The organism is Amycolatopsis sp. WAC 04197 (assembly GCF_003947475.1).
In the GTDB taxonomy this organism is placed as follows: Bacteria; Actinomycetota; Actinomycetes; order Mycobacteriales; family Pseudonocardiaceae; genus Amycolatopsis; species Amycolatopsis japonica.
The window spans coordinates 543,647-568,547 of record NZ_QHJK01000004.1 but is presented as its reverse complement, the minus strand read 5'-3'; the positions used below and the strand labels follow the sequence as shown (position 1 = coordinate 568,547).

27 protein-coding genes are annotated in these 24,901 nt (G+C 69.4%); 14 read left to right on the top strand and 13 right to left on the bottom strand.

The window, feature by feature from the left end; translation table 11 throughout:
• Positions 1 to 37 precede the first annotated feature (37 nt).
• Positions 38 to 1,291 (top strand): glycosyltransferase family 4 protein, encoded by a 1,254-nt coding sequence (locus DMC64_RS19600; RefSeq protein WP_125734663.1) that lies wholly within the window; start codon positions 38 to 40, stop codon positions 1,289 to 1,291.
• Positions 1,292 to 1,444: 153 nt separating this feature from the next.
• On the opposite strand, the gene DMC64_RS43510 is transcribed toward DMC64_RS19600, so the two are convergent.
• The 3 genes from DMC64_RS43510 to aceA form a co-directional block, all read right to left on the bottom strand.
• Positions 1,445 to 1,576, bottom strand: a complete 132-nt coding sequence (locus DMC64_RS43510; protein ID WP_255431241.1) for a hypothetical protein — start codon at positions 1,574 to 1,576, stop codon at positions 1,445 to 1,447.
• A gap of 392 nt (positions 1,577 to 1,968) precedes the next feature.
• Positions 1,969 to 3,573: a malate synthase A gene (gene aceB / locus DMC64_RS19595; RefSeq protein WP_073848129.1), complete on the bottom strand. Its 1,605-nt coding sequence runs from the start codon at positions 3,571 to 3,573 to the stop codon at positions 1,969 to 1,971.
• A gap of 101 nt (positions 3,574 to 3,674) precedes the next feature.
• On the bottom strand, positions 3,675 to 4,961 hold the full coding sequence (aceA, locus tag DMC64_RS19590; protein WP_037341857.1) for an isocitrate lyase: 1,287 nt from the start codon (positions 4,959 to 4,961) through the stop codon (positions 3,675 to 3,677).
• 228 nt (positions 4,962 to 5,189) lie between these two features.
• On the opposite strand from aceA, the gene DMC64_RS19585 reads away from it, so the two are divergent.
• Complete coding sequence (locus tag DMC64_RS19585; protein WP_037341856.1) at positions 5,190 to 6,617, top strand: short-chain fatty acyl-CoA regulator family protein; 1,428 nt, start codon at positions 5,190 to 5,192, stop codon at positions 6,615 to 6,617.
• Between the two features lie 77 nt (positions 6,618 to 6,694).
• The gene (locus tag DMC64_RS19580; protein WP_125734662.1) at positions 6,695 to 7,519 is read left to right on the top strand and encodes an NAD(P)H-binding protein; all 825 of its coding nucleotides are present in this window, start codon (positions 6,695 to 6,697) and stop codon (positions 7,517 to 7,519) included.
• 70 nt (positions 7,520 to 7,589) lie between these two features.
• Here DMC64_RS19580 and ilvA read toward each other — a convergent pair whose 3' ends face one another.
• A complete protein-coding gene (gene ilvA / locus DMC64_RS19575) occupies positions 7,590 to 8,846 on the bottom strand; it encodes a threonine ammonia-lyase IlvA (protein ID WP_125734661.1) in 1,257 nt (418 codons plus the stop codon).
• Positions 8,847 to 8,941: 95 nt separating this feature from the next.
• Between ilvA and DMC64_RS19570 the strand changes: the two genes are divergently transcribed.
• Positions 8,942 to 9,508 (top strand): NADAR family protein, encoded by a 567-nt coding sequence (locus tag DMC64_RS19570; RefSeq protein ID WP_199755022.1) that lies wholly within the window; start codon positions 8,942 to 8,944, stop codon positions 9,506 to 9,508.
• 136 nt (positions 9,509 to 9,644) lie between these two features.
• Here DMC64_RS19570 and DMC64_RS19565 read toward each other — a convergent pair whose 3' ends face one another.
• Positions 9,645 to 10,403 (bottom strand): acyltransferase, encoded by a 759-nt coding sequence (locus tag DMC64_RS19565; protein WP_007031648.1) that lies wholly within the window; start codon positions 10,401 to 10,403, stop codon positions 9,645 to 9,647.
• Positions 10,404 to 10,456: 53 nt separating this feature from the next.
• Between DMC64_RS19565 and DMC64_RS19560 the strand changes: the two genes are divergently transcribed.
• Together DMC64_RS19560 and DMC64_RS19555 are read left to right on the top strand one after the other, a co-directional pair.
• Positions 10,457 to 11,416, top strand: a complete 960-nt coding sequence (locus tag DMC64_RS19560) for a nucleoside hydrolase (protein ID WP_125734660.1) — start codon at positions 10,457 to 10,459, stop codon at positions 11,414 to 11,416.
• The gene (locus DMC64_RS19555) at positions 11,416 to 12,543 is read left to right on the top strand and encodes a bifunctional lysozyme/C40 family peptidase (RefSeq protein ID WP_125734659.1); all 1,128 of its coding nucleotides are present in this window, start codon (positions 11,416 to 11,418) and stop codon (positions 12,541 to 12,543) included. Before DMC64_RS19560 ends, DMC64_RS19555 begins: the two co-directional genes overlap by 1 nt.
• Here DMC64_RS19555 and DMC64_RS19550 read toward each other — a convergent pair.
• The gene (locus DMC64_RS19550) at positions 12,540 to 13,559 is read right to left on the bottom strand and encodes a hypothetical protein (RefSeq protein ID WP_125734658.1); all 1,020 of its coding nucleotides are present in this window, start codon (positions 13,557 to 13,559) and stop codon (positions 12,540 to 12,542) included. The genes DMC64_RS19555 and DMC64_RS19550 overlap by 4 nt on opposite strands.
• A 102-nt stretch (positions 13,560 to 13,661) precedes the next feature.
• Here DMC64_RS19550 and DMC64_RS19545 point away from each other — a divergent pair, with 102 nt between their 5' ends.
• A complete protein-coding gene (locus tag DMC64_RS19545; protein ID WP_233629715.1) occupies positions 13,662 to 14,282 on the top strand; it encodes a TetR/AcrR family transcriptional regulator in 621 nt (206 codons plus the stop codon).
• Positions 14,283 to 14,286: 4 nt separating this feature from the next.
• The gene (locus DMC64_RS19540) at positions 14,287 to 14,817 is read left to right on the top strand and encodes an SMI1/KNR4 family protein (RefSeq protein WP_037341840.1); all 531 of its coding nucleotides are present in this window, start codon (positions 14,287 to 14,289) and stop codon (positions 14,815 to 14,817) included.
• On the opposite strand, the gene DMC64_RS19535 is transcribed toward DMC64_RS19540, so the two are convergent.
• The 4 genes from DMC64_RS19535 to DMC64_RS19520 all read right to left on the bottom strand — a co-directional run bounded on the left by DMC64_RS19535 (position 14,793) and on the right by DMC64_RS19520 (position 19,205).
• Positions 14,793 to 15,611 carry an NAD(P)H-binding protein gene (locus DMC64_RS19535; RefSeq protein WP_125734657.1) on the bottom strand — a complete coding sequence of 273 codons (819 nt, stop codon included), beginning with the start codon at positions 15,609 to 15,611 and terminating at the stop codon, positions 14,793 to 14,795. The two genes, DMC64_RS19540 and DMC64_RS19535, sit on opposite strands and share 25 nt — an antisense overlap.
• A gap of 29 nt (positions 15,612 to 15,640) precedes the next feature.
• A complete protein-coding gene (locus DMC64_RS19530) occupies positions 15,641 to 16,807 on the bottom strand; it encodes an NAD(P)/FAD-dependent oxidoreductase (RefSeq protein ID WP_125734656.1) in 1,167 nt (388 codons plus the stop codon).
• A gap of 81 nt (positions 16,808 to 16,888) precedes the next feature.
• A complete protein-coding gene (locus DMC64_RS19525; RefSeq protein WP_125734655.1) occupies positions 16,889 to 17,833 on the bottom strand; it encodes an RNA polymerase sigma-70 factor in 945 nt (314 codons plus the stop codon).
• Between the two features lie 22 nt (positions 17,834 to 17,855).
• Positions 17,856 to 19,205, bottom strand: a complete 1,350-nt coding sequence (locus DMC64_RS19520) for a carotenoid oxygenase family protein (protein WP_125734654.1) — start codon at positions 19,203 to 19,205, stop codon at positions 17,856 to 17,858.
• Positions 19,206 to 19,294: 89 nt separating this feature from the next.
• On the opposite strand from DMC64_RS19520, the gene DMC64_RS19515 reads away from it, so the two are divergent.
• The gene (locus tag DMC64_RS19515; RefSeq protein WP_125734653.1) at positions 19,295 to 19,819 is read left to right on the top strand and encodes a TetR/AcrR family transcriptional regulator; all 525 of its coding nucleotides are present in this window, start codon (positions 19,295 to 19,297) and stop codon (positions 19,817 to 19,819) included.
• A gap of 1 nt (position 19,820) precedes the next feature.
• Here DMC64_RS19515 and DMC64_RS19510 read toward each other — a convergent pair whose 3' ends face one another.
• Positions 19,821 to 20,951, bottom strand: a complete 1,131-nt coding sequence (locus DMC64_RS19510) for an NAD(P)/FAD-dependent oxidoreductase (RefSeq protein WP_125734652.1) — start codon at positions 20,949 to 20,951, stop codon at positions 19,821 to 19,823.
• 115 nt (positions 20,952 to 21,066) lie between these two features.
• On the opposite strand from DMC64_RS19510, the gene DMC64_RS19505 reads away from it, so the two are divergent.
• A complete protein-coding gene (locus tag DMC64_RS19505; protein WP_037341831.1) occupies positions 21,067 to 21,504 on the top strand; it encodes a MarR family winged helix-turn-helix transcriptional regulator in 438 nt (145 codons plus the stop codon).
• 1 nt (position 21,505) lies between these two features.
• Here DMC64_RS19505 and DMC64_RS19500 read toward each other — a convergent pair whose 3' ends face one another.
• The gene (locus tag DMC64_RS19500) at positions 21,506 to 21,940 is read right to left on the bottom strand and encodes a hypothetical protein (RefSeq protein ID WP_125734651.1); all 435 of its coding nucleotides are present in this window, start codon (positions 21,938 to 21,940) and stop codon (positions 21,506 to 21,508) included.
• Between the two features lie 176 nt (positions 21,941 to 22,116).
• Here DMC64_RS19500 and lexA point away from each other — a divergent pair, with 176 nt between their 5' ends.
• Together lexA and DMC64_RS19485 are read left to right on the top strand one after the other, a co-directional pair.
• A complete protein-coding gene (lexA, locus tag DMC64_RS19490; RefSeq protein WP_037341828.1) occupies positions 22,117 to 22,773 on the top strand; it encodes a transcriptional repressor LexA in 657 nt (218 codons plus the stop codon).
• A 36-nt stretch (positions 22,774 to 22,809) separates the two neighbouring features.
• Complete coding sequence (locus DMC64_RS19485; RefSeq protein ID WP_037341826.1) at positions 22,810 to 23,151, top strand: VOC family protein; 342 nt, start codon at positions 22,810 to 22,812, stop codon at positions 23,149 to 23,151.
• Between the two features lie 2 nt (positions 23,152 to 23,153).
• Here DMC64_RS19485 and DMC64_RS19480 read toward each other — a convergent pair whose 3' ends face one another.
• Positions 23,154 to 23,501: a DoxX family protein gene (locus DMC64_RS19480; protein WP_038509265.1), complete on the bottom strand. Its 348-nt coding sequence runs from the start codon at positions 23,499 to 23,501 to the stop codon at positions 23,154 to 23,156.
• Positions 23,502 to 23,633: 132 nt separating this feature from the next.
• On the opposite strand from DMC64_RS19480, the gene DMC64_RS19475 reads away from it, so the two are divergent.
• A complete protein-coding gene (locus tag DMC64_RS19475) occupies positions 23,634 to 24,242 on the top strand; it encodes a TetR/AcrR family transcriptional regulator (protein ID WP_125734650.1) in 609 nt (202 codons plus the stop codon).
• Between the two features lies 1 nt (position 24,243).
• Positions 24,244 to 24,900 (top strand): enoyl-CoA hydratase-related protein, encoded by a 657-nt coding sequence (locus DMC64_RS19470; RefSeq protein WP_125734649.1) that lies wholly within the window; start codon positions 24,244 to 24,246, stop codon positions 24,898 to 24,900.
• The last annotated feature ends 1 nt before the right edge of the window (position 24,901 follow it).

Genomic DNA, 24,901 nt, shown 5'->3' with positions numbered 1-24,901 from the left:
GTCCCGGCGCCGACCGACTCACGAGTAACCTCCACCCATGCGCGTGCTGATGTTGTCGTGGGAGTACCCACCCGTGGTCGTCGGCGGACTCGCACGGCACGTCCACGCCCTGGCCCGGCATCTCGCCCGGCAGGGGCACGACGTGGTCGTCCTGTGCCGTCACACGGCGGGCACCGACGCCGAGACCCATCCGAGGACCGATCGCGTGGTCGAGGGCGTCCGGATCATCCGGGTCGCCGAAGACCCGATGCACGTGACCTTCGAACGGGACCTCGTCGCGTGGACGCTGGCCATGGGGCACGCGATGGTCCGCGCCGCCACCGACCTGCTGCGCGGCTGGCAGCCGGACGTCGTGCACGCGCACGACTGGCTGGTCACCCATCCCGCGATCGCGATCGCGGAGGCCGCGCGGGTGCCGCTGGTCGGCACGATCCACGCCACCGAGGCCGGACGGCACTCCGGCTGGCTCTCGCATCCGCTGAACCAGCAGGTGCACTCCGTCGAGTGGTGGCTCGCGAACCGCTCGGACGCGCTGATCACCTGTTCGCAGGCCATGCGCCGCGAGGTGGCGCATCTGTTCGAGGTCGACGCTGACGCGGTCACCGTGATCCACAACGGCATCGAGGAACGCACCTGGCAGGTGCCCGAGGAGGAGGTCGCGCACGCGCGCGAGGTCTACAGCCCCTCCGGCGCGCCGCTGCTGCTGTACTTCGGACGGCTGGAATGGGAGAAGGGCGTGCAGGATCTGCTCGCCGCGCTCCCCCGGATCCGCCGCGCCAAACCGGGGACGCGGCTGGTCGTCGCCGGCAAGGGACGGCATCTGGAGGAACTGGTCGACCAGGCCCGGAAACTGCGTATCCGGCGCGCGGTCGACTTCGTCGGGCACCTGTCGGACCGCGAACTGCGCGCCGTGCTGGCCGCGGCCGACGCCGTCGTGTTGCCCAGCCGCTACGAACCGTTCGGGATCGTCGCTCTGGAGGCCGCCGCCGCGAAGGCGCCACTGGTGGCTTCGACCGCGGGCGGGCTCGGCGAGGTCGTCGTCGACGGCGAGACCGGCCTGGCGTTCAACCCCGGCGACGTCGACGCCCTCGGGGACGCCGTCGAGGCGGTGCTGGACGACGAGGTCGCCGCCGCCCGGCGGGCGCTGACCGCGCAGTCGCGGCTGGCCGCGGACTTCGACTGGGGCCGGATCGCCGAGGCGACCGTGGCCGTCTACCGGCGGGCTCGCGTCGCCGAACCGGTGGAACTGGGGCGGCCGAAGATCGCGACGGGCAACGCCTTCGAGCCCTGATCGCATTCAGAGGACTAAACGCGGCGGGTCGCATTTAGTCCTCTGAATGCGGGGCGAAGGGGAATCCGGGACGTCGGGGGACCCGGATCCCCCTTCACGAGCGTCGCGGGTCGCGAGGGGCACGACCCCCGGGGCTGCTCTAGGTGGCGAAGATCAGAAGTGGCAGGGCCGGACACAGTCCGGCTGCACCGAGACCCCGGCCGAAGCGGACACCGCGGGGGCGGCGAGGGCGACGGCGAGGACGGCGAAGGTCGCGGCCAAGAGCGTTCTCAACTGCTTCTTCATGGTGGCTCCTCGGGGAAACGGGCGGATTTCCCGCCCGGCGCCGAGCATCCGCGCGACCCGCCGCCGAAACAACGGGGGTATCACTAGGTACCCCTACCTAATCGCGGTCCGTGACCGATTCGTCCGGTCCCGTGAGTGCGCGGAGCCGGATCACGCGTGATTGAAGGCGGAACTCGCGTGTTTGAAGCCGCGGAGACCCCGCCCACTGCGGTGTGGGGGTGAGCGGGGTCCCCGCGGCGAGGCGCACGCCCGACAGCGCTACCGGAAGAGCGCGCGCGTGAAGCGGGTCCGGTGGCGGGGAGCCTCCGCCACCGGACCCGTTGGGCCACACCGTCCCAAACCGGTGTGGAACCCGGCCGCCCCGCGTCAGGTAGAGGCGGCCGGAGCCTCGATCAGTGCGTGGTCAGGTACCGCGCGTACGCACCGGTGGTGAGGAAGCTCGGCAGCTTCTCGCCCAGCGCGGTCTCGGTGAAGATCTCGTAGGCGTCGCCGAGCCGGGTGTCCTCGCCCAGTTCGGCCCGCACCGACGCCAGCTCTTCGTCCAAATAGGACACGGCGAGTTCGCGGGTGAGCGCGGTGCCGTCTTCGAGCTTCGTGCCGTTGCGGATCCACTGCCACACCTGGCAGCGCGCGATCTCGGCGGTGGCGGCGTCCTCCATCAGGTTGTGGATCGCCGCCGCGCCGGTGCCGCGCAGCCAAGCGTCGATGTAGCGCAGCGCGACGTTGATGTTGGCACGGACACCGGCTTCGGTGACCTCGCCGCCCGCGCTGGCGACGTCGAGCAGGTCCTCGGCCGTCACGACGACGTCTTCACGGAGCTTGCCGAGCTGGTTCGGCCAGCCGCCGAGGACGTTGTCGAACACCTCGCGGCAGACCGGGACGAGGCCGGGGTGCGCGACCCACGAACCGTCGAAACCGTCGTTCGCCTCGCGTTCCTTGTCCTGGCGGACCTTCTCCAGCGCGGTCGCGTTGATCTCCGGGTCCTTGCTCGGGATGAACGCGGCCATTCCGCCGATGGCGTGCGCCCCGCGCTTGTGGCAGGTGCGCACCAGCAGTTCGGTGTAGGCCCGCATGAACGGGACGGTCATCGTCACCTGCGCGCGGTCCGGGAGCACGAAGTCCGCGCCGTGCGACGAGAAGTTCTTGATGACGCTGAAGATGTAGTCCCAGCGGCCGGCGTTCAGCCCGGCGACGTGCTCGCGCAGTTCGTAGAGGATCTCCTCCATCTCGAACGCGGCGGTGATCGTCTCGATCAGCACGGTGGCCCGGATCGTGCCGCGCGGGATGCCGAGTTCCCGTTGCGCCAGCAGGAAGACGTCGTTCCACAGCCGCGCTTCGAGGTGATTCTCGAGCTTGGGCAGGTAGAAGTACGGGCCGCTGCCGCGGGCCAGCAGCTGGCGCGCGTTGTGGAAGAAGTAAAGGCCGAAGTCGACCAGGCTCGCCGAAACCGGGCGGCCGTCGATGCGGATGTGCTTCTCCACCAGGTGCCAGCCGCGGGGGCGGGCGACGATCGTCGCGGGGTCGTCGCCGATCGTGTAGCGCTTGCCGGCCTCGGTGGTGAAGTCGATGTTGCGGCGGATCGCGTCGAACAGGTTGAGCTGCCCGTCGATCACGTTGTGCCAGGTCGGCGAGGTCGCGTCCTCGAAGTCGGCGAGCCAGACCTTCGCGCCGGAGTTGAGCGCGTTGACCGTCATCTTGCGGTCGGTCGGGCCGGTGATCTCGACGCGACGGTCTTCGAGACCGGGCGCGGACGGCGCGACCGACCAGCTGCTGTCGTCGCGGATCGCGTGCGTCTCGGGCAGGAAGCCCAGCGGCTCCTCACCGGACTGCAGCTTCTCGCGGCGCAGACGGCGCGCGTCGAGCAGTTCGCGGCGGCGGCCGGCGAACGCGTTGTCCAGTTTGGCCACGAAGTCCAGCGCGGCCGGGGTGAGGATCTCGGCGAACCGGTCACCGGCGGGTCCGCAGACGTCGATCCGGTAGTTCAGCTTCTCAACCATGGTGTGCCTCCGCTGGGCTTCGCGAGAGTTTGAAGGGGATGGGAGGTGGCGGTCTCCGCTGGGAGTCCGGAGACCGCCACCTGGCACCTACTTGCGAGGGATCAGAACTGCTCGGCCTCGGTGGAACCGGCGAGCGCGGTGGTCGAGCTCTCCGGGTTCAGCGCGGTCGCGACGTTGTCGAACCAGCCGGTGCCGACCTCGCGCTGGTGCTTCGTGGCGGTGTAACCGCGCTCCTCCGAAGCGAACTCGCGCTCCTGCAGGTCGACGTAGGCGGTCATGCCTTCGCGGGCGTAACCGTGCGCCAGGTCGAACATCGAGTAGTTCAGGGCGTGGAAGCCGGCCAGGGTGATGAACTGGAACTTGTAGCCCATGTGGCCGAGCTCGCGCTGGAACTTCGCGATCGTCGCGTCGTCCAGGTGCTTCTTCCAGTTGAACGACGGCGAGCAGTTGTAGGCCAGCATCTGGTCCGGGTACTTCGCCTTGATCGCCTCGGCGAACTGGCGGGCGACCTCGAGGTCCGGCTTGGAGGTCTCCATCCACAGCAGGTCGGCGTACTCGGCGTAGGCCAGACCGCGGTCGATGCAGGGGTCGATGCCGTTGGTGACGTTGTAGAAGCCCTCGGCGGTGCGCTCGCCGGTGACGTACTTGCGGTCACGCTCGTCGACGTCGCTGGTGATCAGCGTGGCGGCCTGGGCGTCGGTACGGGCGACGATCAGCGACGGCACGTTCAGCACGTCCGCGGCGAGGCGGGCGGCGTTCAGCGTGCGCTCGTGCTGCTTGGTCGGGATCAGCACCTTGCCGCCGAGGTGACCACACTTCTTCTCGGAAGCGAGCTGGTCCTCCCAGTGCACACCCGCGGCACCGGCGGCGATCATGCCCTTCATGAGCTCGAAGGCGTTGAGCGGGCCACCGAAGCCGGCCTCGGCGTCGGCGACGATCGGGGCGTACCAGTCGATGTCGGTGTTGCCCTCGGCCCAGTTGATCTGGTCGGCGCGGCCCAGCGCGTTGTTGATGCGGCGGACGACGGCGGGCACCGAGTTGGCCGGGTAGAGGCTCTGGTCCGGGTAGGTCTGGCCGGAGAGGTTGGCGTCGGCGGCGACCTGCCAGCCCGACAGGTAGATGGCCTTGAGGCCGGCGCGCACCTGCTGCACGGCCTGGTTACCGGTCAGGGCGCCCAGCGAGTGGACGTAGTCCTCGGTGTGCAGGAGGTCCCACAGCTTCTCGGCGCCGCGGCGAGCGAGCGTGTGCTCCTCGACCACGCTGCCGCGCAGCTTGACCACGTCAGCCGCGGAGTACGACCGCTTCACGCCCGCCCAGCGGGGGTCGGTCTCCCACTGCTTGGCCAGTTCGGCGGCCGCCTGCTCCAGCTGCTGCGCGTGCTGAGTCATCGGATTCTCCCGGTGTTGCGAAGTTTGCGAGTGATCGCCTTTCCTGATCCGACCCTGACATGACTGGGGAAATCCGATCCAGGCCTCCAATTTGCCAATTTCTGCGAAGCTTCCGTAGCATCTTGCAAAGGTTGCGAATCGCAGGTTCGCAAGCGGAGCGAAAATTCACGTGCTTGACCGTTCACTGAATCGTTCAGGCCCGGAAACCTTGCGGACAGAGAGGCCTCAGTGGACAAAACCTTCGCCGGAGCGAAGCTGCGGCATCTGCGCGAAAGCCGGTCGATGAGCCAGGCGGATCTGGCTCGTGTGCTGGAGATCTCACCCAGTTACCTCAATCAGATCGAGCACAACTCGCGGCCGCTGACCGTCCCGGTGCTCCTTCGCATCACGCAAGCGTTCGGAGTGGACACCGAGTTCTTCGCGAACAACGACACCGCCCGCCTGGTCGCGGACGTGAAGGAAGCGCTGCTCGACGAGGTCCTCGGCGTGGACGTCACGAACAGCGAGCTCAACGACCTGGCCACGAACCTGCCGACGATCGCCCAGGCACTGGTCAAACTGCACCGCAGCTACCGCAACGCCGTCGAGAACACCGCCGCGCTGACCACCGAAAACGGCCTGGGCCTGCACGGAAGCGCCGCCACCGCCTTGCCGCACGAGGAGGTACGCGACTTCTTCTACGAGCGGGAGAACTACGTCGCCGAACTGGACGAACGCGCCGAACGCATGGCGCACGACATCCCGCTCCAGCGTGGTCAGGTGCTCGCGGCGCTGAAGGAAACGCTGATCCAGCGCTACGGCGTCGACGTCACGAGCGAAGGCATCGACGAGGCCAACGGCGAACAGCACCGGTACGAACCAGGGCCGCGGGTGCTGCGGCTGGCGCCGAGCCTGCGTGTCGGGCAGCAGGCGTTCCGGATGGCTTCGCAGATCGCCCTGCTCGAATACGACGACCTGATCACCGAACTCGCCGATTCGTGGGCGTTCTCCGGGCCCGCCGCGCGTTCGCTGGCCAGGGTCGGGCTCGCGAACTACTTCGCGGGCGCGCTGATCCTCCCCTATGGACCGTTCCTGTCCACCGCGGAACGCTTCCGCTACGACATCGAGCGGTTGTGCGACCACTTCGGCGTCGGCTTCGAGACCGTCTGCCATCGGCTCTCGACGTTGCAGCGGCCGAAGAACCGCGGCGTGCCGTTCTCGTTCGTGCGCGTCGACCGGGCGGGGAACATGTCGAAACGCCAGTCCGCGGCCGGTTTCCACTTCTCCCGCGTCGGCGGCGCGTGTCCACTGTGGAACATCTACGAGGCGTTCACCCAGCCGGGCAAGATCCTCACCCAGATCGCGACCCTGCCCGACGGCAAGAGCTACTTCTGGGTCGCGCGGACGGTTTCGCGCAACATCGGCGGCTACGGCAGCCCCGGCAAGACGTTCACCGTCGGCCTCGGCTGCGAACTGCGGCACGCGAAACGGCTGATCTACTCGACCGGGCTCGACCTCGACGACCGCGCCGCGGCGACGCCGATCGGTATGGGTTGCAAAGTCTGCGAACGTCCGGCCTGTTCGCAGCGCGCGTTCCCGACGATCGGCAAGCAGCTCACCGTCGACGAGAACACGAGCACCTTCGTCCCGTACCCGGCGGTGCCGAAGGCGCCTTGAGCCGTCCTGATCTCCCTGGCAGGGTTGCCGTCGACGGCCGCCGGTGTGACGGCGGCCACCGCACTGGGGAGAACTGGATGATCTTGGTGACCGGGGCAGGCGGCAACGTCGGCTCGGAACTGACCGGAATCCTGGCGCGCGGCGGGCATCCCGTCCGGGCGCTGGTCCGCACACCGCGGCCGTTGCCGGACGGCGTCGAAGCGGTGGTGGGCGATCTCAACGAGGCGACGAGCCTGAAACCCGCGCTGGACGGTGTCCGGGCGGTCTTCCTGCTCGGCGGCTACGAGGACATGCCCGGCGCGCTCGCGGTGATGCGGGAGGCGGGTGTCGAGCAGGTGACCCTGCTGTCGTCCCGTTCGGTCGTCGGCGGGCACGCGGACAACGCCGTCGCCGGGATGCACATGGCGGCCGAGGCGGCGGTGCGCGCTTCGAAGCTGCCGTGGACCTTCCTGCGGCCGAGCGGGTTCATGTCGAATTCGCTGCAATGGGTCGCGCAGCTTCGCGCGGGGGACGTCGTGCGCGAGCCGTTCGCGAACGTGCCGGTGGCGACGATCGATCCGTACGACATCGCCGCCGTCGCCGCGGAATCGCTGACCACGCCGGGACACGAAGGACGGGCGTACGCCATCACCGGCCCGGGTTCGCTCCGGCCGGCCGACCGGCTCCGCGTCCTGAGCGAACTGCTTGGGCGGGAGCTGCGCCTGGATCCGCTTTCGGACGCCGAGGCGCGGGTGACGATGAGCGCGGAGATGCCGGCGAAGTACGTCGACGCCTTCTTCCGCTTCTTCGCCGAGGGCGAGTTCGACGACTCCGAGGTCACGGGTGCCGTCCAGGACCTCACCGGACGGGAGCCGCGACCGTTCGCGACCTGGGCCCGGACGCATCTGGCCGCCTTCCGCTAGCCGCGTTTCGTCCTCTGGATGCGGTCGTTGCACGCGCAAGGACCGCATTCAGAGGACGAAATGCGGGAGGTCACACCAGGAAGTGGAACAACGGGCTGCCCGGTTCCACCCGTTCCACTTGGAGCGGGCTGACCTCCAAGCGGTGCAGCAGACCTTCGAGGTCGCCGGGCCGCGCGAGTTCGACGCCGATCAGCGCCGGGCCGGTCTCCCGGCTGTTGCGCTTCACGTACTCGAACCGCGTGATGTCGTCGTCCGGTCCGAGGACCTCGTCGAGGAACCGCCGCAGCGCCCCGGGCTCCTGCGGGAACCCCACCAGGAAGTAGTGCTTCAGTCCTTCGTGGATCAACGACCGTTCGAGCACTTCGCCGTAGCGGCTGACGTCGTTGTTGCCGCCGGAGACGACGCACACCACGATCTGCCCGGGGTCGATCTTCACCGTCGTGCCCAGCGCGGCGGTCGCGAGCGCACCCGCGGGTTCGGCGATCACGCCGTCCGACTGGTACATCGCGAGCATCTCGGTGCAGATCGCCCCCTCGGCGACGTCGGTGAGCTCGACACCGCCGTCGCGGACCAGCGGATACGTCACCGATCCGGCCAGCGCGACCGCCGCACCGTCCACGAAGGTGTCGACGCTCTCGAGCCGCACCGGCTCCCCCGCCGCCAGCGCGGCCGCCATGCAGGTCGCGCCCGCCGGCTCGACCCCGACGATCCGCATCTCCGGCGCGCGTTCCGCGGCCCACGCGGCGATCCCCGCGAGAAGGCCGCCCCCGCCGACCGGCACCACCATGACGTCCGGGACGAATCCGAGCTGCGCGACGACCTCCATCGCGACCGTGCCCTGACCGGCGACCGTCTCCGGCGCGTCGAACGCGGGGACCAGCGTCGCGCCGGTGTTCTCCGCGTCCTGCTTCGCGGCGCTGAAGGCGTCTTCGTAGGTCTCGCCGACGACGATGACCTCGATATGCGAACCGCCCAGTGTCGCGATGCGCTCGCGCTTCTGGCGGGGAGTCGTACCGGGGACGTAGACGCGGCCGTTCGCGCCGAGGCGGCGGCACGCGTACGCCACGCCCTGCGCGTGGTTGCCCGCGCTCGCGCAGACGACGCCGCGCTCCCGGTGCTCCGCGTCGAGCTGGACGATGAAGTTGTAGGCGCCGCGGATCTTGTACGAGCGCACGGTCTGCAGGTCTTCGCGTTTGAGCCAGACCCGGGCGTCCACCCGCGCCGAAAGCCGCTCGTTCGGTTCGAGCGGCGTGCGGGTCACCACCCCGGCCAATCGCTTGGCGGCCTCTTCGACCGTTCGGGCGCTCACCGTTTCGATCCCTTGCACGAATGCTGAATGTACTGACCGGCCCCGGCCACGACGGAGAGTGGTCCAGTGGGTGCGTCACAGGGTTGTCGGTGGCCTGTGGTCCACTGGTCGCCATGGTGAGCAAGGTCGACGGAGTCCGGAGTCTCGATGCGTTGCGCGAGCTGGTCCACAGTGGCGCGGAGCCCGAGTACCAGCTCTTCTACGGCCACACCCCGCTCAAAAGCGGCCGGGTCAACGCGGCGTGCCTGAGCCAGTGGTGGCTGGCGCCGTTCGTGGTGGACGGCGAGCGGTACCCGACGGCCGAGCATTTCATGATGGCGAGCAAGGCGGAATTGTTCGGTGATCACGAGGCGGCGGCGAACATCCGTCAGGCGCCGGATCCCAAGACCGCCAAGATCCTCGGGCGCGAGGTCTCCGGTTTCGACGCCGAGGTGTGGGAACGGCACCGCTTCGACATCGTCGTCGACGGGAACCTCGAGAAGTTCCGTCAGCACGCCGAGGAACGCGAGTTCCTGCTAGGCACGGGCGACAAGGTGATCGTCGAGGCGTCCAGGATGGACCTGGTCTGGGGCAGCGGCCTCGCCCGCGAGGACAAGAACGCCACCCGCCCCGACTACTGGCGCGGGCAGAACCTCCTGGGCTTCGCGCTCATGGAGGTCCGCGAGCAGCTGCGCGGCTAGTTCTCGCGTGGTCAGAGGCCGAACTCGCGTGCTTGAAGGCGTAACTCGCGTGATCAGAGGCGTAACTCGTGTCTGCGGCTTCCGATCACGCGAGTTACGTCTCTGATCACGCGAGTCTCGTCCTCGATCACGCGAGTTACGAGTCGACGCCCAGGGTCTTCTGCAGTGCCTTGTTCGCCTTGCGCGCCATGTCCGCGACGGCTTCGCGGCGGGCGGCGTCGGCGGCATAGTCGTCCTGGCGGTTCCGGACGACACGCGCCGGCGAGCCGACGGCGATCGAGTAATCCGGGATCTCGCCCCGCACCACGGCGTGCGCGCCGAGGACGCAGCCGCGGCCGACGCGGGTGCCCTTGAGCACGGAGACCTTGGTGCCGATCCAGGTGTCGGGCCCGATCCGCACCGGCGACTTCACGATGCCCTGATCCTTGATCGGAACCGTGATGTCGGTGGTGACGTGGTCGAAGTCGCAGATGTACACCCAGTCCGCGACGAGCGTGGCCGCGCCGAGTTCGATGTCGAGGTAGCCGTTGAGCACGTTCTGCCGCCCGAAGACGGCCTTGTCGCCGATGCGCAGCGAGCCCTCGTGGCAGCGGATCGCGTTGCCGTCGCCGATGTGCACCCAGCGGCCGATCTCCAGCCGCCCGTAGCCAGGACGGCAGTGGATCTCGACGTCCTTGCCGAGGAACACCATCCCCCGCAGGATGATGTGCGGGTTCGCGATCCGGAACTTCAGCAGCCGCCAGTAGCGCACGAGGTACCAAGGCGTGTACGCGCGGTTTCGCAGCACCCAGCGCAGCGAGTCCTTGGTCAGGAACTTCGCCTGACGCGGATCACGACGGGCCTGGCCCCAGGCGCGGAGCCGCGACAACGCGGGCGCACCCCACATGGACGTCATACCGGTGACCGTAACCTGTGAACAGGCCGCCGACCGCAAAGGGGAGCACGCGCATGGGCACCAAGCTGATCATCGACACCGACCCGGGGGTCGACGACGCGTTCGCGCTGGCGCTGGCCGCGCAATCCGAGGACGTCGACCTGCTCGGTGTGACCACGGTGTTCGGCAACGTCCCGCTGAGCCACACCACCGCCAACGCCCGCCGCCTGCTCCAGCTCTTCGGCCGTGACGACGTCCCCGTCGCCGCCGGTGCCGCGCGGCCGATGGTCTACGACAACGCCAAGCCAGCCGGGTTCGTCCACGGCGAGGACGGCCTGTCCGGCCACGCCGGGATCCTGCCGGAGGCGAAGCGCCCGCTCGACGAACGCGGCGCCGTCCGCCTGCTGGTGGATCTGCTGGAAGCCGCCGACGAACCGGTGACCATCGCCCCGATCGGCCCGCTGACGAATATCGCGCTGCTGCTGGCGGCGCACCCGGACATCCGCGAGAAGATCGGCCGGATCGTCATCATGGGCGGCGGGGTGACCAAGGGGAACTCCACCACCGCGGCCGAGTTCAACATCTGGAGCGATCCCGAGGCCGCGCGCCGGGTGCTGGTCGACGAGGACATCCCGACGGTGCTGGTCCCGCTGGACATCACGCATCAGTGCTCGGTCGACACCGGCTGGCTCGGCAAACTCGCCGCGTCCGGGCCGCTCGGCGCGGCGCTCGAAGCGCTGACGCCCACCTACGTCGAGCACTACACGCCGATCCTCGGTCTCCCCGGGATGGTCATGCACGACGCGGTCGCGGTGGCCGAGGCGATCCGGCCGGGCATCCTCGACGTCGAGTCGTACCCCGTGGACGTCGAGTGCGGCTTCGGCCCCGCCCGCGGCGCGACGCTGGTAGACCGGCGAAGGCTGCGAAGCACCGATCCTCAGGCCGTGCCCGGCCGCACCATCGACGTCGCGCTGACCACCGATGTCGACGCCTTCCGCGAGTTCGTCCTCGGCCGGATCACCGGAGGCCGGTGATGGAGCAGGAAACCTCGCGCCGCCGCAGACTCCCGGTGATCATCGCAGCGGTCGTCGTCGCGGGTGCCGCACTGGTCGCCGCCATCACCTTCGCGCCGAAGGAGGAGCCGAAGACGGAGGCCGCCGCCGTCGAGTCCTCGGCCCCGCCCACGCCGCCGCCGTCGTCGTCAGCCCCGGCGGAGATGCCGAAGGAACAGCCGAAGGTCCCGCAGCAGATGGGGCAGGAGTTCGACGCCTGGGTGTCGAAGACCAGCGGCTGGCTCGACATCCCGCTGCGCGCGATGACCGGGTACGCGAAGACGACCGTGGCGCTGAGCAAGGAAACGCCGGGCTGCCGCCTTTCCTGGGTGACGCTGGCCGCGCTCGGGAAGATCGCCTCCGATCACGGCCGCGCCGCCGGTTCGGGCCTGAACGCCGACGGCGTGCTGACCAAACCGCTCGGCGCGGTCGAGGTCCGCGACTTCTACAACAAGGTCGTCTCGTCCGCGAACGCGAGCGGCCCGTTGCAGCTGACGCCGTCGGTCTGGGACCGGTTCAAGGCATCGGCGAGCGGCGGGAAACCGGACCCGCAGAACATCGACGACGCCACGCTCACCGCCGGGCGTGCCCTGTGCGCGGGCGGCCGCGACCTCGGCCAGGGCCAGACGTGGTGGAACGCCGTGAGCACCCTGCAACCCGCGCCGCTGCTGATGCACCGCACGCTCGCGACGGTGAACGTCTACGGCACGGTCGGACAGAACCCGCAGCCGCCGAACGCGGCGGCCTTGAGCGCGGTCAACTTCGCCATCGACAAGATCGGGCTGCCGTACGTCTGGGGCGGCAACGGCACCGGCGGCAGTGACCCCGGTTTCGACTGCTCCGGCCTGACGACGGCCGCGTACGCCAGCGCCGGCGTCAAGCTCATGCGCACCGCCCACACGCAGTACCACAGCGTGAACAAGGTGACCGATCCCCAGCTGGGCGACCTGATCTTCTACGGCGAGCCGAACACGAAGATCCACCACGTCGGGCTGTACATCGGGAACCAGCAGATGATCGACGCCCCGCAGACCGGGCAGGCGGTGCAGGTGCACACCTACCGGAAACAGGGCGACGACTACGCCGGAGCGGGCCGCCCGACGGCCTAGGAACGGTAGTAGTCGGCGAGGGCGCTGAACGCGGCCTTGGGTTCCCAAGGCATGCCCGGATAGGTGTCGCCGTCGCGGTCTTCGAGGACTTTGACGATCCCGAGACTGGCCAAGTCCAGGTCACGGCGTGGGTCGTCGGGACGGTGCGGGTAGTTGGAGAGCGCGAAAAGGTAGACGAAGGCGCCGTCGACACCTTCGGCGTCGAAGATCTCCAACAGCTCACGCAAGTAGGCGGCCTGACCGGCCTCGTCGCGGTCGTACTCCCCGTTCAGCCGGACCGGGTCGCCGTTCTCGTCGTGCTCGACGATCTCCATGCTGCGCGGCGCCTGATCGCCTGCGCCGTGCCAGGTGGCCGTGCCGAAGCCGGTGATCGCGACCGGTTTTCCTTGCGCCACAAGGGCTCGCACCCCCTCCTGGAATCGGTCGGCCACTTCCGCGGACCGGATGAGTTCGACCGACATGATGTCGAAGAGGCTCCAGTCGACCCGCTCGAACGGGATGCAGGCGTAGGTGACCTTCCCACGAAAGTGCCGGCGGACCCCCGCCACAGCGTCGCCGAGGAAGTCGTTGAGGCGCGCGCTCGCCTCTGCGGTTCGCTCGCCCAGGCTCTCCGGCCTGTTGAAAAGTCGTTCGAGCCGCTCGGTGATGTCGGCACCGGGCAGAAATCCGTGGTCCATGAGACTCAGTTCGACGCCGGTGACGAACACGACCTCCGCTCCCGCCTGCCGGACCCGTTCCGCCCGCTGGGCGCAGTCGGTGAACAGCGCCAGCATCTCCTCGGGCGTCAGCTCCAGCGGGTAGGGCGAGAACCAGACCTCCAGCCCGAGTTCCGCGGCGAGGTGCGCGGCCTGCTCCAGCCGCTCCGGATCGCCGCCGACGAGATGCACGGCGTTGCAGTGCAGATCGTCACGGATGACGGCCAGTTCGCGCTTCACCAGGTCGAGATCGAAGTTCTCGCGGGAGATCCGGCCGCCCCGGACGAAGCCGGTGTCGTAGGCGATTCCTTTGGCACGCATGGGTTCGGTCCTCTCGTGTCGGGAATGTGGTGCCCGAGAGTAGGCAGAAACTTGCGCGCACGCAAGTTTGCGTTCACGCAAGTTCGCTGGGATACTCGGCCGGTGACCGGATTGCGCGACCAGAAGAAGCAGGCCACCCGGAAGACCTTGCGCGAGGCGGCGCTGCGGCTGGCACTGGAGCGTGGCCCCGAAAACGTGCGCGTCGACGACATCGCCGAAGCCGCCGGAGTCTCGCCCCGGACCTACAACAACTACTTCTCCAGCCGCGAACAGGCCATCGTCGCCGCCGTCTCCGCCGAACGGGAAGCGCGGATCGCGGCCGCGGTGGCGGCTCAGCCCGCTGAAGTAGGCCTCGCCGACGCCGTGATCGAGGCGATCGTCGAGCAGTACACCGATCCGGGCGAACACCAGCGCGACGCACTGCTGCTGATCACCACCCGGCCGGCACTGCGCGACGCCTTCGCCGACTCCACGAGCGCGCTCGAAGTCCCCCTCGCCGACGCGATCGCCCAACGCCAGAGCGACATCCCTCCGCACATCGCCCTGGTGCTCGCGGCGAGCGTGACCGCCGCGGTGCGGATCGCGCTCCAGCGGTGGCTCCAACCGAGTTCGGCCGGCGGGCTCGTCGTGCCGTCCTGCTCACTGCCCGACCTACTCCGCGGCGCACTCGCACCCCTCGCGCCCGCACTCGACGCCGCCGAAGCCCGTCGCGACATAGGGTGAGCGCGTGTACTCACCGATTCCGGTCCTGAACGAGCTGAAGGACCTCTACGACTCGACCCGCGACTACCTCGCCGACGGTTTCGAGCTGTACGACTACGACGACAAGAGCAGCTTCCCCCAGGAGCTGGACGACCCCGCGTTCCTCTCGCGCTTGATCCCCTTCGCCCAGGCGAACGGGAGCGGCTCGACTTACGCCATCTGGCGAGCCGACGACGAGACGGACCTCGCCCTCGCGCCCGTCGTCGTCTTCGGCGACGAGGGCGGCGAGCACGTCGTCGCCCGCGACTTCACGGATTTCCTGCGGCTGCTGGGTTTCGACGCCGAGATCATGGTCGACCACGATTCGGCCTACTACTACCGGGCGGAAGACGACGACCACAGCGGCTCGCACGAGCTGTTCGTCGAGTGGCTCCGGGGGCGCGGCCTGACGCCGTCCGAGGATCCGGACGCCGTCGTGGCCGCCGCCCGGGAAGCCCACGGTGATCGGTTCCGGGCGTGGATCACGCCGTTCTACGAGCGGATCGGCTGGGCCTGAAAGGCCGGCGCGTTGTCGCGCGCCCAGTCGGCGAAGCTGAGCGCGGGCCGTCCGAGGAGTTCTTCCACCGTGGTGGTCGTGGGCCCGGGGCGTTCGCTGTAGTCGGCCAGGGAACCGAGCAGGCGGTCGGGGACCTCCTCGGGTAGTCCCTGCGCGAGCATTCCCTGCCGTACCCGCTCGGGCGGAAGCTCCTGAAAGGACAGTGCCCGGCCGGCGGCCGCGCCGATGAGCCGCACCTTCTCGTGCTGGTCGACCGATCCCGGACCGGTCAGCGTGGACACCGACCCCGCCGGGAGGTCGCCGAGAAGGGCTCGCGCGGCGACCTCGGCGATGTCGGTTTCGTGGATCGGGGAGGTGGCGGCGCGGCCGTACGCGCCGCGCACCACGTCACCCGCCTGGAGCTGGGGTACCCAGGCCAGCGCGTTGGCGGCGAAATCCGCCAGGCGCAGGACCGTCCACTCCAGACCGGAGCGCCTGACGAGCTCTTCGGCTTTCTTGAACTGGGCGGCGAACCGCGCCTCCCCGGCCGGGTACTCGACGGTGGTGGCCGACAGCAGCACCACCCGCCGCACCCCTCGTCCGGCGGCCAGCTTCAGCAGCTCTTCGAGACCGGGGCCGGTCGCCCGCGGGCTGATCTGGATCGCTTCGACACCTTCCAGCGCCGGTTCGATCCAGGCGGGACCGAACAGGTCCCCATCGGCGCGTGTGATCGCGGTGACGTCGATACCTTGGCGCAGCAGGACATTCTTCACCTGACGTCCCACGACGCCGTTCGCTCCGGTGATCAGGATCATGATCGTTCCTTTGTTCGGCGGGCGGATGGTCAGACGCCGGCGAGCTCTTCGGCCCGGACGATGCGGCGGCGCCGCACGGGAAGCATCGACGTCGGGTGCGAGACGCTCCAAGCCGCGGCCTTGCAGATGATCTCCTTGAGCCGGGCGGCCGTTTTGCCGGTGAGCGCCGAGTCCTTGGGCCGGTCGTCCGGGGTCACCCACTGCACGACGGCGTCGCGGCGGCCGAGGCTGACGCACTGGCCGGTGTACCCGATCTTGTTCTCGGGGAGCGAGCCTCCGGTCAGGGCGGCGACGATGGCGTCGGCCGCGCGGTAGGCCGTGGGAACGCCCGAGGCGCAGGACATCCGCAGCGGCGTCCCGTTCGCGCCCGTCGCGAGCGCGGCGTCACCGACGGCGTAGACGTCCGGATGCGAGACCGACCGCATCGTGTCGTCGACGACGATCTGCCCCGTCGCGGATACGTCCAGGGTCGTGGCCGCGGCGATGGGATGGACGGCGAAACCGGCCGTCCAGACGGTCACCTGGGCGGGAATCCCGCGGCCGGCCGCGGTCGTCGCACCGTCCGGCCCGACACGCGTGATGTCGGTGTCCTCGTACAAGGTGATGCCGAGCCTCTCGAAGGTCCCGCGAAGGTGACGCCGGGCCTTCTCGCTCATCCAGTCGCCGAGACCGCCGCGGGCCGCGAGAGCGACCTGGAGATCCGGCCTGGCTTCGGCGATTTCCGTGACGGCTTCGATGCCGGTGAGACCACCGCCGACGACGAGCACGGTCCCGCCCGCGGCGAGGTCGGCGAGGCGTGCCCGCAGCCGCAGCGCGGAGCCCTTGCCGTCGATGTGGTGGGCGTGCTCGGCGACGCCGGGGACACCGCTGTCCGCGGCGGCGCTGCCGAGGGCGTAGACGAGCGTGTCGTAGGCGATGTCCCCGTCGTCGAGGGCGACGGTCTTGCGTTCGGTGTCGACCGCGGTGACCCACGCCGTCCGCACCCGGACGCCCGTACCCGCGAACACGTCGGTCAGCAGACGGGGCTTCAGGTCCTGGCCGGTCGCGAGCTGGTGCATGCGGACCCGCTCGACGAACTCGGGATCGGCGTTGACGAGGGTGATCTCGGTGTCGGCGGGGTGCAGCCGCTTGGCCAGCCGCCCGGCGGCGTTGGCTCCGGCGTATCCGGCTCCGAGAACGACGATTCGGTGCTTCATGGTCTCACTCCTGTCCGGTCGGTGTCGCTGCCTGAACCGGGCAGCGACACGAAACCTGACAGCGGCGGACTGTGATCCGGGTCACCAGGGGACGGTGAGCGGCTCCCCGTGCTCGGAAACGCCCCACTGACCCGCCGCGCGGTCGAGCTTGGCGGGGTTCACCTGGGCGTGGACCGCGGCGATGCCCTCGGCGGTGACCTCCAAGGAGACGACGCCGACGAGCTTGTCCTCCACCATCAGCACCAGCGCGGGAACGCCGTTGGCGACGGTGGAGAACAGCTCGGGCTTGCCGCCGATCAACGACCACTTGGCCGCGCTCGGCTTGAAGAGGCCGCGCAGGAACCTCGCCACCCGGACCGCGCCGGTGATCGGCCGCGGCAGCGAGAAGAGCACGCCGCCGCCGTCGCCCACGCTGATCGCGTCGTCGGCCAGCAGCCGCACCAGCGCGTCGGTCCGGCCGCTGAGCGCCGCGGCGAGGAACTCCTCGACGATCTTGCGGGCCGCGGCCGTGTCGACCTCCACGCGGCGCCGGTCGGCGGCCAGATGCTGCTTGGCCCGCCGGTGGATCTGCTGGCAGTTCGACTCGGTGACGTCGAGGACCTCGGCGATCTCGGCGTGGGAGTATCCGAACGCTTCGCGCAGCACGTACACGACGCGTTCCTTGGCCGAGAGCCGTTCCATCAGCGTGAGCATCGCGATGGAGACCGATTCGCGCTGCTCGACGGTGTCGGACGGACCGAGCATCCGGTCCCCCGCGAAGACCGGCTCGGGAAGCCATTGGCCCACATAGGTTTCCCGCCGGGCCCGCGCCGAGGTGAGCCGGTTGAGGCAGAGGTTGGTGAGCACCTTCGTCAGCCACGCCTCCGGCGTCTCGACGTACCCGCGGTCGGCGGACTGCCAGCGCAGGAACGTGTCCTGCACCGCGTCCTCGGCGTCGCTCGCCGACCCCAGCAGGCGATACGCGATCGCCTCCAACCGGCCACGGGCCGCCTCGAACACCTCGACCTCGCGCGCACCGGTCAGCATCACCCCAGATTAGCCATCGGCGTCAGGCCGCGGGGATCCAGCTGCCGTGCAGTCCAAGTGGGACACGGGCGGGCAGGTGAACCCTCGCCAGAGGCTCGCCGGTGAAATCCTGCGACGCCAGGATCACCAGGTCCGCCGCACCGCGGTCGCGGTCGTGGACGTAGACCAGGTTGTAGCCGTCGTCCTCCGCGGCCGCTTGTGCCGACGGGACGAACACGGTCTCCCCCGCGCTCGCGTCGCGGCCGAATTCGTGGGCTTCGGTGACGCCGGTCAGGAGGTCGTGCTTCAGCAAGGCGCTGCTGAAACCCTCGTCGGGGCGGTCCGGTTCCGTGGCGCTCGGGGTGGCGTACAGCTCGGCCGCCGCCGAATAGCCGTAGCGGTAAGGCTTTCCGCCGAACCGGCCGTTGAGGCGCGGGAAGTCCTGCGGACGGTCGTGCAGCAGTGTGCGGGTGGCTCGGTCGGCCGCGAGATCCACGGTCCAGCGTTCGAGCACGGGCTTCGAGGCACCGACGTCGGCGAAGTCGATCGGCCGGGGATGCACGACCACGTCCACCACCACGGTTCCGTTGTCCTCGAAGGCGTTCAGGGTGTGACCGACCATGACGGGCGCGGTCTCGAACCACCGCACCGTGCCGCCCGCCCTCGGCAGCAGCCCCAGCCGTGACGGCAGTTCCCGGTTCCAGCCGAACGGCACGCCCGTCGCCAGGCGCTCGGGCATGAACACCATCGGGGACTCGTAGAACACCACGTAGTGCTCCGTGAGCGCGAAGTCGTGCATGTACGGCAACGTGGGCGCCTTGATGTCGGTGACGCTCCGGTTGCGCCCGTCGGGGCCGATCACGATGTGCTGCACGAAATCCGCGCCGTACCGGAAGGCAAGCGAGTGCAGTTCGCCGGTCGCGTGGTCGTACTTGCTGTGCGCGTTGGCGGAGAATCCCTGTTCCGTCGCACCGAGGGAGGCGGGACCGAGGGTGTCGAGTTCGTCGGTCAGCTCGTACGGGGCCAGACCTCCTTCGATGAGCGCGTAGAGGCGGCCGCCGTGGCCCGCGACCTGCACGTTCGGTGCGAAGTCCAGGCGCTCGTCGGCGACCTGCCCGCGCCGCGGTTCCCCGAGCCGGTCGGCCACGGAGGCCGACCGGACCCAGCGGTTGCGGTACCACTCGGCGCGGCCGTCGCGCAGGCGCACGCCGTGGACCATGCCCTCCCCGAGGGTCCAGATATGCGCCGACGCGTCTTCGAGGCCGAGCGGGTTCGGGCCGATCCGCAGGTAGCGGCCGTCGAGGTCGTCCGGGATCTTCCCGGTGACGGGCAGGTCGAAGGCGGTGATCTCTTCGGTGACCGGGGCGAAGTTGCCCAGGACGTAGCGATTCATCGTCGGGTTCCTTGCTGCTAGGCGTCTTGAACATTTGTATAATACATTTGTATAAGACGCTTGTCACAGCGGGGCGCTAGGATCGCCGCATGGGACAACGAGAGGACCTCCTCGACGGAGCCAAGCGCTGCCTGATCGAACGCGGTTACGCGCACACCACCGCGCGGGACATCACCGCGGCCTCGGGAGCGAACCTCGGCTCCATCGGGTACCACTTCGGTTCCAAAGAGGCCCTCATGAACGAGGCCATGATCGAGCTGTCCACCGAAGTGGTCGAGCGCCTGCGCGAGCCGGAGGACGCTTCGCTCACCACCACCTGGCAGGGTCTTGTCGACTCCTTCGGCGAGCAGCGCGACCTGTGGACCGCCGTCCTGGAGAGCGTCACCCAGGCCATCCGCTTCCCGGAACTGCGCGAACGGCTCGCCGACGCCCAGGACGAGGCCCGCAAGGTCCTCGGCGAGCGGCTGTCCGCCACCGACGCCGACGCGGCGGGCGCCGTCCAGTTCGCCCTCATCACGGGCGTGATGCTGCAGCACCTCGTCGCCCCGGACCGGGCCCCCAGCGCGGAAACGATCGTCCGCGGCCTGGAGGCCCTCGCCGGCGGCAAAGCCTGACTCAGCCCTTCCGCTCCTCGAACATGTTCAGCAGCACCTCGGGAACGTCGTCGCCGAAGATGCTTTCGATCAGGAAGTCCTCCTCGATCGGCGTTTCGCAGCGCACGAACATGGCCTGCTCGTACTCGGCGAGCGCGGCCTCGACGTCGTCGGGACGCGCGGCGAGCGCCTTGCCGAGTTCGGCGCCGTCGAGCATCGCCAGGTTGGCTCCTTCGCCGTTCGCCAGCGCGAGATGCGCGGCGTCGCCGAGCAAGGTCACGCCGGGCACGCGCTCCCAGCGCAGCCCGAACGGCAGGGTGAAGGCGGGGCGGTGGATCGGCGCGACGTCGCTTTCGGTGATGAGCGCGGTCAGCTCCGGCGACCAGTCGCCGAACTCCGCCACGATCGCCGCCTTGGCCGCTTCGGCGTCGGAGAAGTCGATGGCGTCGAACCACTCCAACGGCTTGCCGAGTTCCACATAGGCGTGCAGGGTGTCGCCGCTTTCGCGGTGGGCGTTGATACCGATGCCCTCCGTGGTCCCGGCCCCGAACATCGATCCGCCGCCGACCGTCTTCGCCACGGCGGCGTGCCGGGTGTCCGCGTCGTACAGGTAGGTCTCGACGATCGACGTGCCGGAGTACTCGGGAACGGCGCCGGTGAGCAGCGGCCGGACCCGCGACCAGGCCCCGTCAGCACCGACCAGGAGACCCGCGACGACAGTGGAGCCGCCATCGAAGGTCACCTCGTGGCGGCCGTCGCCGAGCGTCCGGACGCCGACCACCTTGTGTCCCCAGTGGACGGTGCCTTCGGGGAGCGAATCGAGCAGCATCCGCCGCAGGTCACCGCGCTGCGCCTCGGGCCGGCCGCCCGTGCCGTCGTCGCCCCGCTCGAACAGGACGGTCCCGTCCCGGTCGAGTACCCGCAGCGCCTGACGGCCCTCCAGGACGATGCCGCGGAACTCGTCCATCAGCCCGGCGGCTTCGAGCGCGAGCTGGCCGTTGTAGTCGTGGATGTCGAGCATCCCGCCCTGCAGGCGCGAGGTCGGCGACGCTTCGGCTTCGTAGACGTCGGAAGGGATGCCGTGGACGTGCAGGACCCTGGCCAGGGTGAGCCCGCCGAGACCGGCGCCGATGATCGTGACAGGTGTGTTCATGGTGACCCCTCGGTCGCTTCTGGAATGACATTCCAGAGCGTGTCGGGGGCCGCTGTCAGACGCCGCACACGACACTGGCACGGTCTGACAGGCGCTGTTATGTCATGATGTTGACATGACGGTCGGACCACTGGACCAATCGGCGGGATACCTGCTGAAGCGGGCGGCGACGGCGCTCCGGACGGCGATGGACACCGCGTTGCGCCCCCTCGATCTGACCGTGCCGCAGTACTCCTGCCTCGAAGTGCTTTCACAGCGACCGGGGCTGTCCAACGCGGAACTGGCCAGGGCCGTGTTCGTCACCCGGCAGTCGATGAACCTGGTGCTGCGCGGTCTGCAGGACCGCGGACTGGTCACCCGACCGTCGACCGCGCCGCAAGGCCGCGCCCTGCCCAGCACGCTCACCCCCGCCGGACGCGCTCAGCTCCGTGCCGCGAGCGGCCTCGTGCGCGAGGTCCAGGACCGTATGCTCGCCCCGTTTTCGGAAGCGGGCCGGGAACGGCTGGTGCACGACCTCGCCGTCTGCGCCGACGCGCTCACGCCCGGGGAATGACTCAAGACCTCGTGCTCACCAGCGTCTCCGGTTTGAACGCGTACACGTCGGAGCCTTGGACCAGCACGTGCCATTCGCCGCAGACCTTGTCTGTCCTGCCCTCCTGACCCTGCGGCCACCACTGCGCGGCGAGCGTGGCCGCCTGTGTCGCGGCCGCCCCCGGCACGCAGAGTGCGGGCAGTGTGCCGCCGGTGAATTTCAGGAGCCGCTCCGAACCCGTCGTCCGGATGACCTCCGTGACCGACGCCGCCCCGTCCGGCACCCACTCCGGCAGCCGGGCGTCCTTGTCCCGCTTGCCCTCCGCGCCGGTCGCGTAGCTGACCGTCTTGACGTGTCCGTTCGCCTTTTCGGTCAGACCTTCCTTGAGCCCGCAGCCGGACAGGGCGATGGTGGCCGTCGCGGCGGCGAGCACCGCCGCGGTGATCTTCGTGTTCATACGATCGAGTCAACCTCGCGGAAACGTTCGCGGGATCGGACTTTCGGCCCGGCCGTGCCGCCATCCGGCCGATCTCGACGACGGATGACCGCCGGCGATCGGCCACGTCGCGCGGCGGCCGTTCCACTGGGACACCGCGGCGATCGCGGCGGCCCGCACGAACTACCATTCCGCTGATGACCGCCTACCACGATCTTGAGCTGTTCGAGGAAGCCGCTTCCCTGCCGGAGCGGCAGCAGAAGATCCTGCTGACCATCCGCGAATGGGTGGTGGAGTACGGCTACTCGCCGAGCACGCGCGAGATCGGCGAAGCGGTCGGGCTGCGCTCGACGTCCTCGGTGTCGAAGCATCTGGCGGCGTTGGAGGAGAAGGGTTTCCTCCGCCGCAGCAGCTCCATCTCGCGCCCCATCGACGTGCGCGCCTTCCTGCACGGCACCTCGTCGAAGGAGTCCACAGAGGACTCCGTGCCGGTCCCCGTCGTCGGTGACATCGCCGCGGGCACGCCGATCTCCGCCGTCGAACACGTCGACGACGTGATGACCCTTCCGCGTGAACTCACCGGGCGGGGCAACGTCTTCGGCCTGCGGGTGCGCGGTGACTCGATGATCGACGCGGCCATCTGCGACGGCGACATCGTCGTGGTGAAGCAGCAGCAGGAGGCGCACTCCGGCCAGATCGTCGCCGCGATGATCGACGAGGAGGCCACGGTCAAGGTGTACCGCCGCCGCGACGGCCACGTGTACCTCGAACCGCGCAACCCCGCCTACGAGGTCATCGACGGGGACCGTGCGAGCGTGCTCGGCGTCGTGGTCTCGGTGCTGCGCAGCGTCTGACGCGGTTTTGTCGGTGGGGCGGAGTAGCTTGCGGCCATGTACGAAATCGACTTCGTCGAGTTCCCGTCGAGCTCGGCGGCGGGCTCGAGCGGCTTCTTCGAAAAGGCCTTCGGGTGGACGGCGACGGCGTACGGCCCGACGTACACCGACGTCCAGAGCGGCGGCGTGGTCTCGCTCGGCTTCCAGCAGGACACCGCGCAGCAGACGGCCGCGCCGCTGGTGACGATCCGCACCGACGACCTCGCCCAGGCGAGGGCTTCCGTCGAGGCCGCGGGCGGAATCGTCACGGTCGAGCCGTTCTCGTTCCCCGGCGGGCGCCGGTTCCACTTCCGCGAGCCCGGCGGCGCCGAACTCGCGGTGTGGTCCCCGGACTCCTGACATCAGGCCGCGAAACCCAGCACGAGCGAAGCGGCGACAGGCGCCATGTACATCAGCGGGAACGCGACGTGCGACGGCCAGTGCGCGCGGAGCACGGTGATCACGGCGCCGGTGAAGTAGAGCACCAGGCCGATCCCGGCCGCGACGCCGAGCGCGGGCACCCACAGGCCGGCGATCAGGCCGAGCGCGCCCGCGGCTTTGGCGACCCCGAGCGGGGTCCACCAGCCGCGCGGAACGCCGTAGTCGGCCAGCGGCTGCACGACCCACTTGGCGCGGAAGAAGATCGAGGCGGCCGAGAACGCGGCCATGAACGCTCCGACGACGGTGACGATGACATAAGCGGTGGTCATTTCGGTTTCTCCTTGGCTTTTCGGTGGTTCGCGGGGTTGACCCCGGCGATCGACCCGATGTGACAGCCCGCCGGGTGAAGCACGTCACAGGGTCGCGTCGTTTTAGAGCAAGCGCTCTGTTATCCTCGCCGCATGCCCCGGCCGCGCGTGCACGACCTGGATCGGCTGCTCGACGCGGCCGAGCGCCTCGTCGTCGAAGTCGGCGCCCAGGGCGTCACCGTGCGCTCCCTCGCGGCCGCCGCGGGCGTGTCCAACGGGACGATCTACCACGCTTTCGGCTCGCTCGGCGCACTGCTGGCCCGCGTCTGGCTCCGCGCGGCGAGCGCCTTTCTCGACCTCCAGACCGAGCTGGCCGATCAGGCGGAAGACCCGTCCGCCGCGATCGCGGCCGCAGCGGACGCGCCCGCGGAATTCGCCCACCGTCGTCCGGAAGCCGCCCGCCTGCTCATCACCGTCAAGAAGGAGCATCTACTCGGCCCGCAGGTCCCCGAAGATCTCGCCGGCGAGCTCCTCGCACTCGACAAACGCCTGGTCAGGCTTCTCGTCACGCTCGCCGAGCGGCTCTGGAGCAGGCGGGACGCTCAGGCGGTCGAAGTGCTGACGACCTGCGTCGTCGACCTGCCGACGGCCCTGTTCCGCCGCGCGTTCACCGCGGGCGAGCCGATCTCCGAAGACTCCCGGGCCCGGCTGTCCGCCGCGGTCCACGCCATACTCCTGCTCCCACCCCCACGGAAGGACTGACATGCCCACTCTGCGCCACGACGCCCCGGTGTTCCTGCTGGACCTCGGGGACGACGAGAACCGGTTCTCGCCGTCCTGGCTGGAAACCGTGCATTCCCAGCTGGACACCGTCGTCGCCTATCCGGATCCGGCGGTGCTGGTGACCGTCGGTTCCGGGAAGTTCTACTCCAACGGCCTCGACCTCGACTGGCTCACCAGCAACCCAGCCAAGGCCGCGCAGTACGTCGCCGACGTCCACGAACTGCTGGCCCGCGTGCTCACCCTGGGAGTGCACACGGTCGCCGCGATCAACGGGCACGCCTTCGGCGCCGGGGCGATGCTGGCGATGGCGCACGACTTCCGGGTGATGCGAGCGGATCGCGGGTTCTTCTGCTTCCCCGAAGCGGACATCAACATCCCGTTCACGCCGGGGATGGCGGCGTTGATCCAGGGCAAGCTCACCCCCGCCGCCGCGATCGCGTCGATGACCACCGGACGACGGTTCGGCGGCACCGACGCGCGCGACCTCGGGCTCGTGGACGCCGTCGCCGAGAAGCCCGCCCTGCTGGAGTACGCGGCCGATCTCGTCCGCCCGCTGGCCGGAAAGGACCGCGGCACGCTGTCCGCGATCAAGACGACGATGTTCTCCCCCGCCGTCACCGCGCTTCGCGCCAAGTAGC